Origin of the sequence: Stenotrophomonas sp. 3diitr2024 (assembly GCF_042136455.1) — a bacterium.
GTDB classification, from domain to species: Bacteria; Pseudomonadota; Gammaproteobacteria; order Xanthomonadales; family Xanthomonadaceae; genus Stenotrophomonas; species Stenotrophomonas sepilia.
Window position 1 is genome coordinate 1 of the sequence record NZ_JBHHMJ010000332.1, and the last position, 13,288, is coordinate 13,288.

22 protein-coding genes, 1 tRNA gene and 1 pseudogene are annotated in these 13,288 nt (G+C 65.4%); 10 read left to right on the top strand and 14 right to left on the bottom strand.

Translation table 11 applies throughout. The features are described from left to right. Positions 1 to 62: 62 nt before the first annotated feature. A complete protein-coding gene (locus ABGA94_RS08165) occupies positions 63 to 728 on the top strand; it encodes an HNH endonuclease (RefSeq protein WP_032954353.1) in 666 nt (221 codons plus the stop codon). A 105-nt stretch (positions 729 to 833) separates the two neighbouring features. After that, entirely contained in the window at positions 834 to 2,741 is a 1,908-nt protein-coding gene (gene dxs, locus ABGA94_RS08170) for a 1-deoxy-D-xylulose-5-phosphate synthase (RefSeq protein ID WP_111127807.1), read from the top strand. Between the two features lie 132 nt (positions 2,742 to 2,873). Here the strand turns inward: dxs and ABGA94_RS08175 are convergent, their stop codons facing one another. The 3 genes from ABGA94_RS08175 to ABGA94_RS08185 form a co-directional block, all read right to left on the bottom strand. Further along, positions 2,874 to 3,077 carry a hypothetical protein gene (locus ABGA94_RS08175; protein ID WP_005417823.1) on the bottom strand — a complete coding sequence of 68 codons (204 nt, stop codon included), beginning with the start codon at positions 3,075 to 3,077 and terminating at the stop codon, positions 2,874 to 2,876. Positions 3,078 to 3,248: 171 nt separating this feature from the next. After that, the gene (locus ABGA94_RS08180) at positions 3,249 to 3,806 is read right to left on the bottom strand and encodes a DUF3011 domain-containing protein (protein WP_005417825.1); all 558 of its coding nucleotides are present in this window, start codon (positions 3,804 to 3,806) and stop codon (positions 3,249 to 3,251) included. A 132-nt stretch (positions 3,807 to 3,938) separates the two neighbouring features. Then, positions 3,939 to 4,145, bottom strand: a complete 207-nt coding sequence (locus ABGA94_RS08185; RefSeq protein WP_005417826.1) for a hypothetical protein — start codon at positions 4,143 to 4,145, stop codon at positions 3,939 to 3,941. A gap of 402 nt (positions 4,146 to 4,547) precedes the next feature. On the opposite strand from ABGA94_RS08185, the gene ABGA94_RS08190 reads away from it, so the two are divergent. The 3 genes from ABGA94_RS08190 to ABGA94_RS08200 are packed head-to-tail and all read left to right on the top strand — an operon-like array spanning position 4,548 to position 5,444. Next, positions 4,548 to 4,832: a hypothetical protein gene (locus tag ABGA94_RS08190; RefSeq protein WP_065196609.1), complete on the top strand. Its 285-nt coding sequence runs from the start codon at positions 4,548 to 4,550 to the stop codon at positions 4,830 to 4,832. A 12-nt stretch (positions 4,833 to 4,844) separates the two neighbouring features. Continuing rightward, entirely contained in the window at positions 4,845 to 5,078 is a 234-nt protein-coding gene (locus tag ABGA94_RS08195) for a DUF1653 domain-containing protein (protein ID WP_005417832.1), read from the top strand. 33 nt (positions 5,079 to 5,111) lie between these two features. Continuing rightward, complete coding sequence (locus ABGA94_RS08200; RefSeq protein ID WP_111127794.1) at positions 5,112 to 5,444, top strand: SMR family transporter; 333 nt, start codon at positions 5,112 to 5,114, stop codon at positions 5,442 to 5,444. 36 nt (positions 5,445 to 5,480) lie between these two features. On the opposite strand, the gene ABGA94_RS08205 is transcribed toward ABGA94_RS08200, so the two are convergent. The 5 genes from ABGA94_RS08205 to ABGA94_RS08225 all read right to left on the bottom strand — a co-directional run bounded on the left by ABGA94_RS08205 (position 5,481) and on the right by ABGA94_RS08225 (position 7,796). Next, positions 5,481 to 5,654 carry a DUF1328 domain-containing protein gene (locus tag ABGA94_RS08205; protein WP_005417836.1) on the bottom strand — a complete coding sequence of 58 codons (174 nt, stop codon included), beginning with the start codon at positions 5,652 to 5,654 and terminating at the stop codon, positions 5,481 to 5,483. A gap of 94 nt (positions 5,655 to 5,748) precedes the next feature. Further along, a complete protein-coding gene (locus ABGA94_RS08210) occupies positions 5,749 to 6,390 on the bottom strand; it encodes a LysE family translocator (RefSeq protein ID WP_005417837.1) in 642 nt (213 codons plus the stop codon). A gap of 98 nt (positions 6,391 to 6,488) precedes the next feature. After that, a complete protein-coding gene (locus ABGA94_RS08215) occupies positions 6,489 to 7,097 on the bottom strand; it encodes an ATP-dependent Clp protease proteolytic subunit (RefSeq protein ID WP_005417839.1) in 609 nt (202 codons plus the stop codon). A 37-nt stretch (positions 7,098 to 7,134) separates the two neighbouring features. Next, positions 7,135 to 7,485: a polyketide cyclase gene (locus ABGA94_RS08220; RefSeq protein WP_049413658.1), complete on the bottom strand. Its 351-nt coding sequence runs from the start codon at positions 7,483 to 7,485 to the stop codon at positions 7,135 to 7,137. Continuing rightward, positions 7,485 to 7,796: a helix-turn-helix transcriptional regulator gene (locus ABGA94_RS08225; protein WP_005417843.1), complete on the bottom strand. Its 312-nt coding sequence runs from the start codon at positions 7,794 to 7,796 to the stop codon at positions 7,485 to 7,487. Before ABGA94_RS08225 ends, ABGA94_RS08220 begins: the two co-directional genes overlap by 1 nt. 74 nt (positions 7,797 to 7,870) lie before the next feature. On the opposite strand from ABGA94_RS08225, the gene ABGA94_RS08230 reads away from it, so the two are divergent. Next, entirely contained in the window at positions 7,871 to 8,575 is a 705-nt protein-coding gene (locus ABGA94_RS08230) for an aspartate/glutamate racemase family protein (protein WP_321573326.1), read from the top strand. Positions 8,576 to 8,587: 12 nt separating this feature from the next. On the opposite strand, the gene ABGA94_RS08235 is transcribed toward ABGA94_RS08230, so the two are convergent. Next, positions 8,588 to 8,983, bottom strand: a complete 396-nt coding sequence (locus ABGA94_RS08235) for a hypothetical protein (RefSeq protein ID WP_061478088.1) — start codon at positions 8,981 to 8,983, stop codon at positions 8,588 to 8,590. 242 nt (positions 8,984 to 9,225) lie between these two features. Here ABGA94_RS08235 and ABGA94_RS08240 point away from each other — a divergent pair, with 242 nt between their 5' ends. After that, positions 9,226 to 9,741, top strand: a complete 516-nt coding sequence (locus ABGA94_RS08240) for a DUF3011 domain-containing protein (RefSeq protein ID WP_005417847.1) — start codon at positions 9,226 to 9,228, stop codon at positions 9,739 to 9,741. A 137-nt stretch (positions 9,742 to 9,878) separates the two neighbouring features. Further along, positions 9,879 to 9,965, top strand: a pseudogene (locus ABGA94_RS08245) (GNAT family N-acetyltransferase); the annotation flags it as partial. Here the strand turns inward: ABGA94_RS08245 and ABGA94_RS08250 are convergent. Together ABGA94_RS08250 and ABGA94_RS08255 are read right to left on the bottom strand one after the other, a co-directional pair. Continuing rightward, the gene (locus tag ABGA94_RS08250) at positions 9,944 to 10,285 is read right to left on the bottom strand and encodes a low molecular weight protein tyrosine phosphatase family protein (protein WP_005417852.1); all 342 of its coding nucleotides are present in this window, start codon (positions 10,283 to 10,285) and stop codon (positions 9,944 to 9,946) included. The pseudogene ABGA94_RS08245 and the gene ABGA94_RS08250 sit on opposite strands and share 22 nt — an antisense overlap. Continuing rightward, on the bottom strand, positions 10,282 to 10,482 hold the full coding sequence (locus ABGA94_RS08255) for a hypothetical protein (RefSeq protein WP_005417854.1): 201 nt from the start codon (positions 10,480 to 10,482) through the stop codon (positions 10,282 to 10,284). The genes ABGA94_RS08250 and ABGA94_RS08255 overlap by 4 nt, the downstream gene beginning before the upstream one ends. Before the next feature lie 557 nt (positions 10,483 to 11,039). Here ABGA94_RS08255 and ABGA94_RS08260 point away from each other — a divergent pair. Continuing rightward, positions 11,040 to 11,501 (top strand): carboxymuconolactone decarboxylase family protein, encoded by a 462-nt coding sequence (locus ABGA94_RS08260; protein WP_019660562.1) that lies wholly within the window; start codon positions 11,040 to 11,042, stop codon positions 11,499 to 11,501. A gap of 115 nt (positions 11,502 to 11,616) precedes the next feature. Here the strand turns inward: ABGA94_RS08260 and ABGA94_RS08265 are convergent, their stop codons facing one another. Next, on the bottom strand, positions 11,617 to 12,060 hold the full coding sequence (locus tag ABGA94_RS08265) for a RidA family protein (RefSeq protein ID WP_005417857.1): 444 nt from the start codon (positions 12,058 to 12,060) through the stop codon (positions 11,617 to 11,619). A 70-nt stretch (positions 12,061 to 12,130) separates the two neighbouring features. Further along, on the bottom strand, positions 12,131 to 12,634 hold the full coding sequence (locus tag ABGA94_RS08270) for a hypothetical protein (RefSeq protein ID WP_181357026.1): 504 nt from the start codon (positions 12,632 to 12,634) through the stop codon (positions 12,131 to 12,133). Between the two features lie 19 nt (positions 12,635 to 12,653). On the opposite strand from ABGA94_RS08270, the gene ABGA94_RS08275 reads away from it, so the two are divergent. Then, on the top strand, positions 12,654 to 13,127 hold the full coding sequence (locus ABGA94_RS08275; RefSeq protein ID WP_005417861.1) for a tyrosine-type recombinase/integrase: 474 nt from the start codon (positions 12,654 to 12,656) through the stop codon (positions 13,125 to 13,127). 82 nt (positions 13,128 to 13,209) lie between these two features. Here ABGA94_RS08275 and ABGA94_RS08280 read toward each other — a convergent pair. Beyond that, positions 13,210 to 13,286: transfer RNA gene (locus ABGA94_RS08280), tRNA-Pro, on the bottom strand. Positions 13,287 to 13,288 lie beyond the last annotated feature (2 nt).

Sequence of the window (13,288 nt, forward strand, 5' to 3'; positions counted from 1 at the left end):
TTTGTGTATCGCCTGTCGGCGATACACAAATCGTCAACATTCAGGTATAAGCTGTTCTCCCGATGGAGACAGACACTACACGCTTGGGTCTGATCGAAGCCGGAGCTCCGTTTTCTGCTCCGGGCGCCGAAGCATCGCCCAACGCCACGACGCTGCATCGCCCCGGTTCGGTCCGGCTGCTCTCGCTTGATGCCCACGGACGCGTACTGGACTGGATCACTTGGCAGGATGCGGCCTGCCTCTACGCCCGCGAGGCAGTGGCCTGGACGCTCGGCGATCCCTGCCTGCACATCCACGGTGGCACCAACCGCTTCAGCGGCCTGCAGAGCGGCATGGACCTGCACCCGATCATCGCCGCCCGCGGCCACGCCCGCTCCCGCGCGATCGACCCCACGCCGAACCTGACCAATCAGGCCCTGTTCGCCCGCGACGCCCATCTGTGCATGTACTGCGGCCAGCAGTTCACCCGCCCGACTCTCACCCGCGACCATGTCATGCCGCTGTCCAAAGGTGGCCTGGACTGCTGGGAAAACGTGGTCACCGCGTGCTTCCACTGCAATTCGCGCAAGAGCGACCGCACCCCGCAGCAGGCCGGCATGCCCCTGCTGGCAGTGCCCTACCGGCCCAGCTGGATCGAGCACCTGATCCTGTCCAACCGCAACATCCTGGCCGACCAGATGGCCTTCCTGAAGGCGCAGTTGCCCAAGCGCTCGAAACTCAGCACCTGAACGCCCGAAAATGCAACCCTCACCGTCCTGTCACGGACGGCGGCGTTTGCTTGCCCCACCCCCGTTTGAGGGCGAAAATGGGCGTTCAGAAAAAGTGCGAACATGATGATCGACTCTGCCCGCTATCCCCGCCTCGCGCGCATCCAGACACCGGATGACCTGCGCACGTTCGACGAATCCGAATTGAGGGCGGTCGCCGACGAACTGCGCGCCTACCTCATCGAATCGGTGGGCAAGAGCGGAGGTCACTTCGCCGCCGGCCTGGGCGTTATCGAGCTCACCGTGGTCCTGCACTATCTGTACCAGACCCCGGTCGACCAGCTGGTGTGGGACGTCGGCCATCAGACCTACCCGCACAAGATCCTGACCGGCCGCCGCGACGAGATCCATACTGTCAAGCAGAAGGACGGTGTCGCGCCGTTCCCGAAGCGCGAGGAAAGCGAGTACGACACCTTCGGCGTCGGCCACTCCTCCACCTCGATCTCGGCCGCGCTCGGCATGGCCATCGCCCGCCAGTCCGAAGGCGACGACCGCAAGGTTGTGGCAGTGATCGGTGACGGCGCGATGACTGCCGGCATGGCGTTCGAGGCGCTGATGCACGCTGGTGGCATGGAGCCGGAGCCGAACCTGCTGGTGATCCTCAACGACAACAACATGTCGATCTCCGAGGCAGTGGGCGGCCTGACCAAGATGCTGGGCCGAGCGACCGGCAGCCGTACGCTCAACGCGCTGCGCGAAGGTGGCAAGAAGATCCTCGGTGACAAGAAGAACAACCCGGCGCGTTTCGTGAAGCGCTGGGAAGAACACTGGAAGGGCATGTTCGTGCCCTCCACGATGTTCGAGGAAATGGGCTTCCACTACACCGGCCCGATCGACGGCCACGACATGCCGGCCCTGTTGTCCACCCTGAAGACGCTGCGCGCCTCCAAGGGCCCAAAGCTGCTGCATGTGATGACCACCAAGGGCAAGGGCTACGAGCCGGCAGAAGGCGATCAGATCGGTTACCACGCCGTGGGCCCGTTCGATCCGGACAAGGGCCTGGTGGCCAAGGCCGGGGCCAAGAAGCCGACCTATACCGATGTATTCAGCGACTGGCTGTGCGATGCCGCCGCCGCCGAGCCGCGCCTCTACGGCATCACTCCGGCGATGCGCGAAGGCTCTGGCCTGGTGCGCTTCAGCAAGGAATACCCGCAGCGCTATTTCGACGTGGCGATCGCCGAGCAGCACGCGGTCACCCTCGCCGCCGGCATGGCCACCCAGGGTGGCAAGCCGGTGGTGGCGATCTACTCCACCTTCCTGCAGCGTGCGTACGACCAGCTGGTGCACGACGTGGCGATCCAGGATCTGGACGTGCTGTTTGCGATCGACCGCGCTGGCGTGGTCGGTCCGGACGGCGCGACCCACGCCGGCAACCTCGACCTCAGCTTCCTGCGCTGCGTGCCGAACATGGTGGTGATGGCACCCTCCAATGAAGCCGAGTGCCGGCAGATGCTCAGCACCGGCCTGCAGCACCCGGGTCCGGCGGCCGTGCGCTACCCGCGCGGTACGGGTACCGGCGTTGCGGCCGGCACCGACCTGTCGACCCTGCCGATCGGCAAGGGCGAGTTGCGCCTGCAGGGCAACCGCATCGCCCTGCTTGCCTTCGGCAGCACCGTGCCCGCCGCCGAGCAGGTCGGCCGCGAACTGGGCCTGAGCGTGGTCAACATGCGCTTCATCAAGCCACTGGATCGCGAGCTGGTGCTGACCATGGCCGCGCAGCACGAGGGCCTGGTCACGATCGAAGACAACGTCGTGGCCGGCGGTGCCGGTTCCGGTGTCGGTGAACTGCTCAATGCCGAAGGCGTGCTGCGTCCGATCCTGCACCTGGGCCTGCCCGACAGCTACCAGCACCACGCCAGCCGCGAGGACCTGCTGGCCGAAGCCGGTATCGATGCGGCCGGCATCCGCGCCGCCGTGCTCAAGCGTTGGCCACAGCTGGCCGCAGGCAGCCCACCGCTGAGCGCAGCGGGCTGAGGCCGATCAGGAATCCACGCATCACGGGAAGGTGCAGCCGAAGGCTCGCACCTTCCATGGTGGAAGCAGGTGGTTCCACGCCATGCGTGGATGGCCGGACCCCGCAGGCCTGCCCCGGCAGGCGCCCCACGCTCAACCGTAACTGACCGCTTCCACGAACGCCCCGCTGGCCTCCACGCGCACGGCGGCGCGCTGCCCGGTGTCGACGAAGTGCAGGCGGGCCAGGGTCTCGGCAAAGTCATAAGCTCGTGCGCCATCACGGAACTCGATTGGCTCCGGCCTATCCGGGTGCAGCACGCGCCACTGGCGCTGTTCGCATTGCAGGCGGATCAACATGCAGCTCACTCCTTGAGGCAGCGTATCGACGGCGGCGCGATGCTGATGCCGGCTACGGCAATCGACATCGGGAATCAGGGCACGCAAGGCGCCCTGATCACAGACGATACGGCGTTCAAAATGTGAGCTGTATCAGATTATTCTGATTTTCATGGGTTGAATCCGTAAAGCTCAGTTCACCTGGAACTGCGCCCTGCAGCCATCGCTCACCCAGATGCCGCGGCGATCCCAGCCCCAGCTCTGGCCTTCGATGCAGGCACTGCGCGAGTCCTGGCGGATCAGGCGCACGCCCCGGCGGATGCGGGCATCGCAGTACTCCTGCCGGTGGCCATTGGAATGGCAGGTGACCACATCGCCACCACCCCATCCATTGCCGTTGCCCCAGCCGCCGCCATTGCCGCCCCAGCCGCCGCCGCGGCGGTATTCACCGACGAATTCGGCACGGCACCCCTGTGTGACCCAGACGCCGTTGCGCGACTGGCCCCAGGTCTCACCTTCCACACAGGGCGAACCGGACAACTGGCGGATCAGCCGCGCGCGGCCATCCAGGCGGCACTCGTTGCTGCGGTTCTTGACCGACTCGCAGCGCACGATGCCACTGCCATCGCGGCCGCCATAGCGGTCGTCGTCGTAGCCGTAGCCATAGCTCTGCGCCTGGGCGCCGCCGGCGGCCGCCAGCATCGGCAACAGGGTGCAGGCCAGGGTGCGCCAGGTGAGTGCCTTGCCCATCGAGATCTCCAGATGAATACGATGGCGCAAGCATCCGGGATTCACGGCCCGGCGCACAGAGGGAGGCGCGATGGCAGTTGTTCCCCCATTCAAACAACTCAACCGTGGCTGACTGCACTACGGGGGCTGGCGTCACTCTCCAACGTAAAGCGCGTCTACCGTGTTGCCAAGCGCCTCGACCCGCACCGTGCTGCGCTGGCCGGTGCGGCGGTGATGCTCCAGGGCCAGCGCGGCGGCGGCATCAAAGGCGTCGGCGCCCCGGGCGTAACCGGTGGTGTCGCTCACCTGCGGATGCAGTACGGACCAGCGCTGGGCATTGCATTGGACGGTGATGACCATCGGGAGGCTCCTGCGGATGAAAGGGTGCAGTGGCAGGCAGCGGGCCGCTTGCCGTTACACCATCAGGCTAGCGACCGCCTCCGGGATGGCCTATCAGATTTGTACGAAAATGCCGCGCCTTCGCGTCGGATCTTGGCTTTCCTCACATCCCTGAGTCCGTTTAGCCCGTTCATTCCGTGATCCTTGTCACGGAGTCAGGCTGGCTTCACACTACCGTCATCAACAGGGGCCCCTTCCACATGCGCACCTTCTTCTCACAGCAACGCTGGACGTTGCTGAAGTTCTATTTCGTGGCCAGCTATCTGATCCTGATCGAAGAGTTGATCCGCGCCGCCGTGCATTGAGCGCTTGCTGCCGAGCTATTTGCGACAGAAAATGTCGCTTTAGGCGCGGAGCTCGCACATGAAGGTGCTTCTTCTGATCCCGGCCCTGCTGGCTCTGGCCGGCTGTGCCAGCCAGGACACGGCGACCGCGCGCGCTGATGCCGCTGAGGCGTCGCCAGCGACGCCGGTGGTGGGGGGCGACCGTGATGCGCACGGCTGTATCGGCTCTGCCGGGTATCAGTGGTGCGAACACAGCCAGCGCTGCGAGCGCCCCTGGGAGCTGGCGCAGGCGCAGGGCCTGGCCAACACGGCCGAGGCCATCGACGCGTACTGCGCCAAGCCCGCCAGCCCGGCGCGCAAGTGAGCACGCCCTGCCATGGCTGAGCTGACTCCCCTGCCCGATCTCGCCCGTGGCCGGTATCGCCACTTCAAGGGCGGCGACTACGAGGTGATCGACATCGTCCGCAGCAGCGAGACGTTGGAGCCGATGGTGCTTTATCGCGCACTCTATGGCGAAGGCGGCCTGTGGGTACGCCCCTACCCGATGTTCATCGAGCAGGTTCCGGGCGAACACGGCCCGCAGGCGCGCTTCGCTCGCATCGACGACTGATCCGGTGCGACCCGCAGTGACCCGGAGCTCACGATGAACCCCTATATCTACCTGGCCGCCGCCATCGTGCTGGAAGTGATTGCCACGTCGCTGCTGAAGGCCTCGGACGGCATGAGCCGGCTGTGGCCGACAGTGGGCGCGCTGATTGGCTATGGGCTGTGCTTCTACCTGCTGTCGGTCACCATGAAGTCGGTGCCGACCGGCATCGCCTATGCAATCTGGTCCGGCGTCGGCATTGTGCTGATCTCGCTGATCGGCCTGGTGGTGTTCAAGCAGCGGCTGGATGCACCGGCATTGATCGGGATCGGCCTGATCTGCGCCGGCGTACTGGTGATCAATCTGTTCTCGCGCAGCAGCGCGCACTGAAGACGCTGCTGCGCGAACGGCGCTAGCTGACCTTCTTCAGCTGACCTTCTTCGCCACGCTCATGCCGATCAGGAACAGCACCACGGCGATGATGATGCCTGCCCAGAACAGGAACTTGGCGATGCCCACGGCGGCGCCAGCGATGCCGCCGAAGCCCAGCACGCCCGCGATGATGCCGATGATGGCGAAGATGATGGCCCACTTGATCATGTCGATCCTTTCCCTGCAGGGAATGCAAACGGTGCGATCAGGCTAGGCCGCCACCGATGCGGCGCTCGTGAACGGGCCGCGTGTGCGGCGTGAATCAACGCGGCCGGAAGCGCAACAACGCCACTGCGAAAGCCAGGAACACGCTTCCCACCAGCCGCTCGAACCAGCGCCGTGCGAATGGCTTGGCGAGCCAACGGCGCAGGCCGTGACCACCGGCCGCATACATCACGTACCAGAACAGTTCGCAGGCCGCGAAGGTCGCCACCAGCACGCTGTACTGCACGGCCTGGCTGCGCGACGGGTCGACGAACTGTGGCAGGAACGCTGCGGCGAACAGCAGTAGTTTGGGATTGCTCAGGCCGACCCACAGGCCGCCGCGGAACACCGTTCCTGCGCCATGTACCGGCGCCAGCGTGACCTCGTCAGCATCGGCCACCGCGGGTGCGGGCCGGCAACTGTCGCGCCAGGCCTTGATGCCGAGCCAGGCCAGGTAGGCCACACCGAGATAGCGCAGCACCTCGAACAGCATGGGCGAGGAATGCAGCAGCGCACTCAGGCCCGCTGCGGAAGCCGCCAGCACAAGCAGCATCGCCAGCAGGCAGCCGGCCATGGCCGGCACGCTGCCGCGAAATCCCAGCCCGACGCTGCGGCCAAGGATGTGCAGCATGTTGGGCCCAGGCGTCCCGCACAGCACGAAGACCGTGGCCAGGAACCACCACCAGGTATGCAGGGCCATATCGGGCGTCCACTTCAGAACATCCAACCAGCATAGAGTGCGCCGGCCTGGCGCGGCACACACAGTGCAGCATGGATGCGGTGGTTACAGAGGCAGGCTCAGGCCGCGAGCGCGTCGCGCCGTACCAGTACCTGGTCGATCAGGCCCCATTCGCATGCCTGCTCGGCGCTCATGAACCGATCGCGGTCCAGGGTCTGTTCGACCTCCTCGAAACTGCGTCCGCAATGCCGCGCATACAGCTGGGTGATGCGCTGCTTGGTGCGCTGCATCTCCTCGGCGTGGATGAAGATGTCCGAAGCCTGGCCCTGCACCCCGCCCAGCGGCTGGTGCACATGCAGGCTGGCATTGGCCAGCGCCGCGCGGTGACCCGGCTCGCCGGCCATCAGCAAGAACGAACCCATCGACCGCGCGGTGCCCATGCACAGCGTATGCACCGGGGCCGAGATGTATTGCATCGTGTCGTACATCGCCAGGCCGCTGGAGATCACCCCACCCGGCGAATTGATGTACAGATGGATCGGCTTCTCCGGATTTTCAGATTCAAGGAACAGCAGTTGCGCGCAGACCAGCGCCGATACGGTGTCATCGACTTCGCCGTTGAGAAAGATGATGCGCTCGCGCAGGAGCCGCGAGTAGATGTCATAGGAGCGCTCACCGCGCTCGCTGCGTTCCACCACCATCGGTACCAGCTGCATTCTGTCCCGCATGTGCCTGCTCCCTGTAGCGTTCGATCCAGGCGCCGGCTCACGCCGCGCGCATCACCGTGCGATGGTCATCGTTGGACGCCGGCGGTATCAGCGCGCGCCGGTCGGTGAGCCGATGCACGATGGTCAGCACCGTTCCCCCATCCTCATCAGCGCGCAGCCGAAAACACACAAGGCTGTGCAGATGTGGGGGCTGTGCATCGCGCAAGCGGAATCCCAGCTCCCGCCCCTCCTCGCACAGGCAGGGCTGTGGATCGGCAAGATCGGCGGCAGGCAACCAGCGCTCACGCAGTGCCGGATCGAACAGTGCGCGCCAGACCCGTTCCGGCGGCGCAGGCAACCGCTGCTCCATCACCAGCGCGGGAGCCGCTTCCTTCAGTACATCGTCCATCAGTCCATCTCCTCCAGCAGGTTCTGCAGTGCGGACATCCGCGCCGGCCAGTAGGCCCGGTATCGCTGCAGCCAGCGTCCGATGTGGGCCAGCCCGCGCGGATCGACTTCATAGTGGACGAAGCGCCCCTGGCGCTGCTCACGCACCAGCCCTGCATCGCGCAGCACTGCCAGGTGCTGGGACATCGCAGACTGGCTGATCGCAATGCCCTCGCGCAGCGCGCTGGCATGCCGCCCGCCATCGGCCAGCTTTTCGAAGATGTGGCGGCGGGTGGGGTCAGCCAGCGCCTTGAACAGGGCGTTCTCGATCATGATCAACACATTAGCAGTCACTAATGTATGGTGCAACTGCCACACCTGCTGTGCTGCAATGACGACTTCCTGGCATGGAGCTGAGCATGAAGACCCTTGGCCTGATCGGCGGCATGAGCTGGGAAAGCTCGGCGCAGTACTACCGTCTCATCAACGAGACGGTGCGGCACCGCCTCGGTGGCGCGCATTCGGCGCAACTGCTGCTGTGGTCGGTGGATTTCGCCGACATCAAGCAGTTGCAGCACGACGGTCAGTGGGATGTGCTGGGCAACCACATGCTCGATGCCGCGCGGCGACTGCAGGCCGGTGGCGCCGAGCTGCTGGTGATCTGCACCAACACCATGCATATGCTGGCCGGCCGGATCGAAGCCGAATGCCCGCTGCCCCTGCTGCATATCGCCGACCCGACCGCCACGGCGATCCTGCAGGCAGGCATCCGCAAGGTGGGACTGCTCGGCACCGCCTTCACCATGGAGCAGGCGTTCTACCGCGACCGGCTGCAGGACCGCTTCGGGCTGCAGGTACTGGTTCCGGAGGCTGATGATCGCCGCTGCGTGCACGACATCATCTACCAGGAGCTGATCGCCGGCGTGGCCAGCGAGCACTCGCGGCAGGTGTACGCCGGCGTGATTGCGCGGCTGGTCGCGCGCGGCGCCGAAGCGATCATCCTCGGCTGTACCGAGATCATGCTGCTGGTGCGCCCCGAGGACAGTGCGGTGCCGTTGTTCGACACGACCACCCTGCACGCGCTTGCGGCGGTGGACGCTGCGCTGGCCTGACCGCGCGCAGCGTCAGCCTTCGCCCTGGACTTCCAGTGCGGTGATCAGCCAGTCGACCACAGCCTGCGAATCACACAGGAAGAAGATGGCATCGCCCGAACGCGCTTCGGTCAGCAGCCGATAGACGGTAATCGCCACCGCCGACTGGTTGGCGATGAACACCTCCGGGCTGCGCGGCCCTTCGCTGTGGCCGGCCACGGCGTGCAACGCCTTGCGCGCAGCCACGGTGGCGGGCGGGTCTGCGCTGCGGGTCAGTTCCGGCCCGCGCAGGCCCCACGCAATGAACACATGCTTGCCCTTGAACGTGGTGTCCAGGACACGCACCTGCCCGGCCTCTGCGCCAGCCGAGCGATGAATGACGGTACTGCTGATCAACGCAACCCCCTGTGGTCGTCGTGGTCCGCGCATCCTCCTCCGCAAGCCGGCTGCACGCCAGTGACGGCAGCCACAGGCTGCGCCGGCATGCGTGGGAGACATGTAAGAAGGTGTAAGCCGATGCGATCGGATGTGCCGCGATGATAAGGGATGTAAGGCCCTGCATGGGCCGGTGCGCACTACTAAATCCCCACTGAGCCAGCGCCGGAACGATCCGTTCCGACGGCCTCGGGCTGGTCCATTCTTGCGGCCCATTCCCCCTGCCGAGGCTCTCCATGACCCATCGCCTGTTGCCGCCCATTGCCACCTCCGCCCTGGCCCTGCTGCTGGTGGCCACCACGGTGGCCGCCCAGGACTACGACAGCGATCACATTCCGCCGCTGCGTTGCGAGTCGCAGTTCAACAAGACCCAGCAGTGCCCGATCGAAGGCCGCATGCGCATGGCCAGGCAGCTGTCGGTCACCCGCTGCGTCGAGGACCAGAACTGGGGCCAGAGCCGCCGCATGCTCTGGGTCACCGAAGGCTGCCGCGCTGAGTTCGTGGCAGACGAACAGGGACGCGGCCGCTGGCCGGGGCGCGGCCGGGATCGTGATCGGGATGACGACGGCGAGCGCCTGGTCTGCGAGTCCTACGAGCAGAAGGACAAGGAATGCCGCATCCGGGTGCGCCATGAAGTGCGCCTGGTCAAGCAGAAGTCGGTGACGCCGTGCGTCGAGGACCGCAACTGGGGCTGGGACCGCCGCGGGGTGTGGGTCAGCGACGGCTGCCGTGCCGAGTTCCGCGTGTATTGACTGCCGACCACACGCTGGCTTTGGCGGATACGCAGACACGGCCGACGTGATCGATGGACTGGGCGCATCCAGTCCAGGAGCCTGCGATGGCACCACCCGATCCTTCCTCGACGATGCTGCATATCCGCGAGGTGATGCCCGCCTCGGGTTTCATCGACAGCGGCATCGTGCATGGATTGGACGAAGGCGATCCGGAGCTGATCTACCGCTTTTCCGGCAGCTGATCGAGATACGTGGTCACCTTTGCGTCCAGCAGGTCCATCAACACCGGATCCATGCAGCGATAGTCGTCGGGGATGTCCAGGCAATGCAGGCGCTTGTGTTCCAGCAGGCGCGCGTACGCGGCCCGCAGGCGATGCTGGTGCTTGGCCTCCATCACGAAGATGACATCGGCCCAGCGGATATCCGCCGGGCCGATGGGGCGTCGTGCGTGCGGGCTGGTGCCGGCCGACAGCGCGTTGAAGCCGGGCCGCCGTCGCCACATGGCTTCGGCGGTCGGGCTCCGCAGCTGGTTGCGGCTGCAGACGAACAGCAGGTTGATCATTCCTGTTCCTGCAGTTGCCGGGCGCTGAGGACCGGATAGGTGAAGCCCAGCTGGCGTGCACGCGCGAGCTTGGCATCGCGCGTATACAACAGCTTCCAGCTCTTCTCGGGCTTGTAGCGGTAGGCGGTCGTGGCGCGGTCGCCACCACGATTGCGGGCCTGGCTGCGACGCCAGGCACGGTTTCTTGCAGATTCCATGATGTGTTCTCGTGAGTACCGGGTTCAGCAGCCGCGGTAGTACGAGTGGCGCGCAGCATACACCGCACGCACAAAAAAGCCCACGCATCGCTGCGCGGGCTTCTTGATTCATCACAGTGGTCGGGACGGCCGGATTCGAACCGACGACCCTCTGCCCCCCAGGCATCGTTCCAGATAGGCCCATCCCGTTGATCTGTAAGGGTTTCAGGCCTTCGCAGGGCATCCCAAAAGTGCAAATTGCGCCCCAATCCGATCAATCACTTACGAGCCGATAGGGTGCATATGGCGGCTCTACCCGACGCCATCCGAACGGCGGCGATGCGATCCCCCCTTCAGCCAATTCCCCTTCCCTGTCCCGCCAATCGAGGATCTTCTCCGGGTGCTCCCCGCCGCGCCCCGTATCTAGCGCCCCACGGCCAGCATCCCCTTCCTCGGCGAGCGTACATGCAGCGGATCGCGACGAGCCTAGGCAGGTGTCACGAACTGCTGCCCGTCGGCGTCCTTGCTTCGGGTGGGGCGATTCCGGCCCCACAGATACCCGAAAAGGACCCATTAAAATGAATCGAGCCAACTGGTTCGTAGTCTCTCCCGAGGGCGCCAAAGCCGTGGGGCAACTGCATCACTTTGTGACCGCGGGCACCTCTCTGCCGCCGAAACTGGTGCATCTGGTGTTTTTGCGTGTGTCGCAGCTAAACGGCTGCGCCCACTGCATCGACATTCATACCCGTGATCTGCTTAAGGAAGGCATGCCGTTCGACACCATCGCTCTCCTACCTGTTTGGCACGAGGCCGCCTATCTATTCTCGGAACAAGAGCGCGCCGCACTGGCATGGGCAGAGGAAGTGACGCTCGTGAGCGAAACCCATGCATCTGATGAGGCGTACGAAAAAGTAGCCGCAGTATTCGGCGAGAAAGACCTGGTCGACCTCACGCTCACCATTGCGGCCATGAACGCGATCAACCGGATGGGCGTGAGCTTCAGATTGAAGCCCCGCGCCAAGCCCGCTGCGGAGAAGTAGCGTACGGCACGCCGGAGATCGTCCTGGCTTTGTCCGGGCCGAGGCGCTCGTAGGAACCATCGGTGGCCTACTCACCGCAAGGAACGGGCGGAGCAAGCCCCGCCCACATAGTGCCTTAACCCTGGACTTCCGCCCGGAAGGCAATCTCAATCAGCTGCTCGGGGAAGGCCAACGCCGAGACCCCGATCAGGTTGCTGGCCACCTGCGGCACCGGCTGGCCATACACGGCCGGCCGGACTTTGCTACTGGCCGCGAAAGCGGCCGGAACGTCGATGACGAACAGCGTTTCCTCGACCACGTCCGCGATCGACCCACCCAGCTCTGCCAGCAGCACCTGCGCGTTCTCGTAGGTGCGCCTCATCTGGGCTTCCATGGTGTCGAAGTTGGCGGGCTTGCCGTCGGCCCCCAGCTCCGCCGGCGCAACCAGCTCGCCCTGCGGCGTGTGCGAGAGCTGGCCGGACACGAAGATCGTGTTGTTGACGCGGACGGCCTGTACGTACCCGTAGGCCGATTCCCACGGCACTCCGAAGCTGGCGGTCTTTCGATTGGTAGCGTTCATCATTGCTCTCTCTGGTGAAAGGGCAAGTGTGGCAAGCATTTTGAGTCGACCGCCTCCCCTGAACGGGGGATCAGATTCGAGCGCGGGACAGCTGCTCTCTACCTGCCTTGACCCACGCCTTCATCGGATCCCTCGCCCTGGGCTTGGTCTCCTTCGGCGGTTGGCGCGGTTCCAGCGCTTCCTTGATCCGCGCCAGTTCCAACCGCCCGGCCTCGGCCAGACGCCGGGCCTGTTGCTGCTGCTCACGGGTTGGCGGCAGGCCTGGCAGCGGCGGCTCGGGCTGGATCGGAGTGCTGTCGGTCAGCCGGGCGACCGCCTGGCGCAGGGGAAGATCGGGATACAGCCTGGCCGCGCACCAGCGCTCGGCGTACCGCTTCGCCTGCCGGACGTTGGCCGCGCGCACTTCCTTCACCTGCCACATCTTCTGGCCTTCCATCCATAGCCGGCCCCCGGGACCACCGTCGGGCGTGACGCTGGCCGTCTCGCGGCCGTTGTACCAAAGCGCCCAGCGCTCGCCGGTCTGGACCCAGCCAGAGGGGATTGGGGCGGTGCGGAAGCCGTGGGAAGAACGCATGGCCGGAAGGATACGGCTGGTGACGGTGAAGTTTGCCGACGTGCGCGACGGCCACCTGTGGGTAGTGCCGTCGAAAACCGAGGGCTCGACGAACGTTCGACTACAGATCGCCGTGGCCGGGCCGCTGCTCGACCTGCTGGCCAGGTGCCGCGATGACGTGGTTTCGCCGTTCGTGATCCACCGCCTGCCGGAAAAGGCCAGGCCCAGCGACAAGCGCGCGAAGGACCGAGCGCACCACACGCAGGTGCTGCCCGAGCAGCTGTCGCGTGCGTTCGCAAAGGCACGCGATGCTGCCGGCGTGGGTGGCGAAGCACCGCCAACATTCCATGAGATCCGCAGCCTGGGCGGTGCGCTGCTGCGCGATGCGGGCTGGACCACGGAACAGATTCAAGCGCTGATGGGACACGGCAACGCGTCGATGACTGAGCATTACCTGGGTGGCCATGAAGCGCCGTGGCAGCCGGTCACCACGGGTATCGCGCTACCTCGATAGGGTGGCGATAGGGTGGTAATAGGGTGCACAACGAAAAAGGGCCTGCACCGCATGGCGCAAGCCCTTGTTCTATCGCTGCTTTTGGTCGGGACGGCCGGATTCGAACCGACGACCCTCTGCCCCCCAGGCAGATGCGCTACCAGGCTGCGCTACGCCCCGAC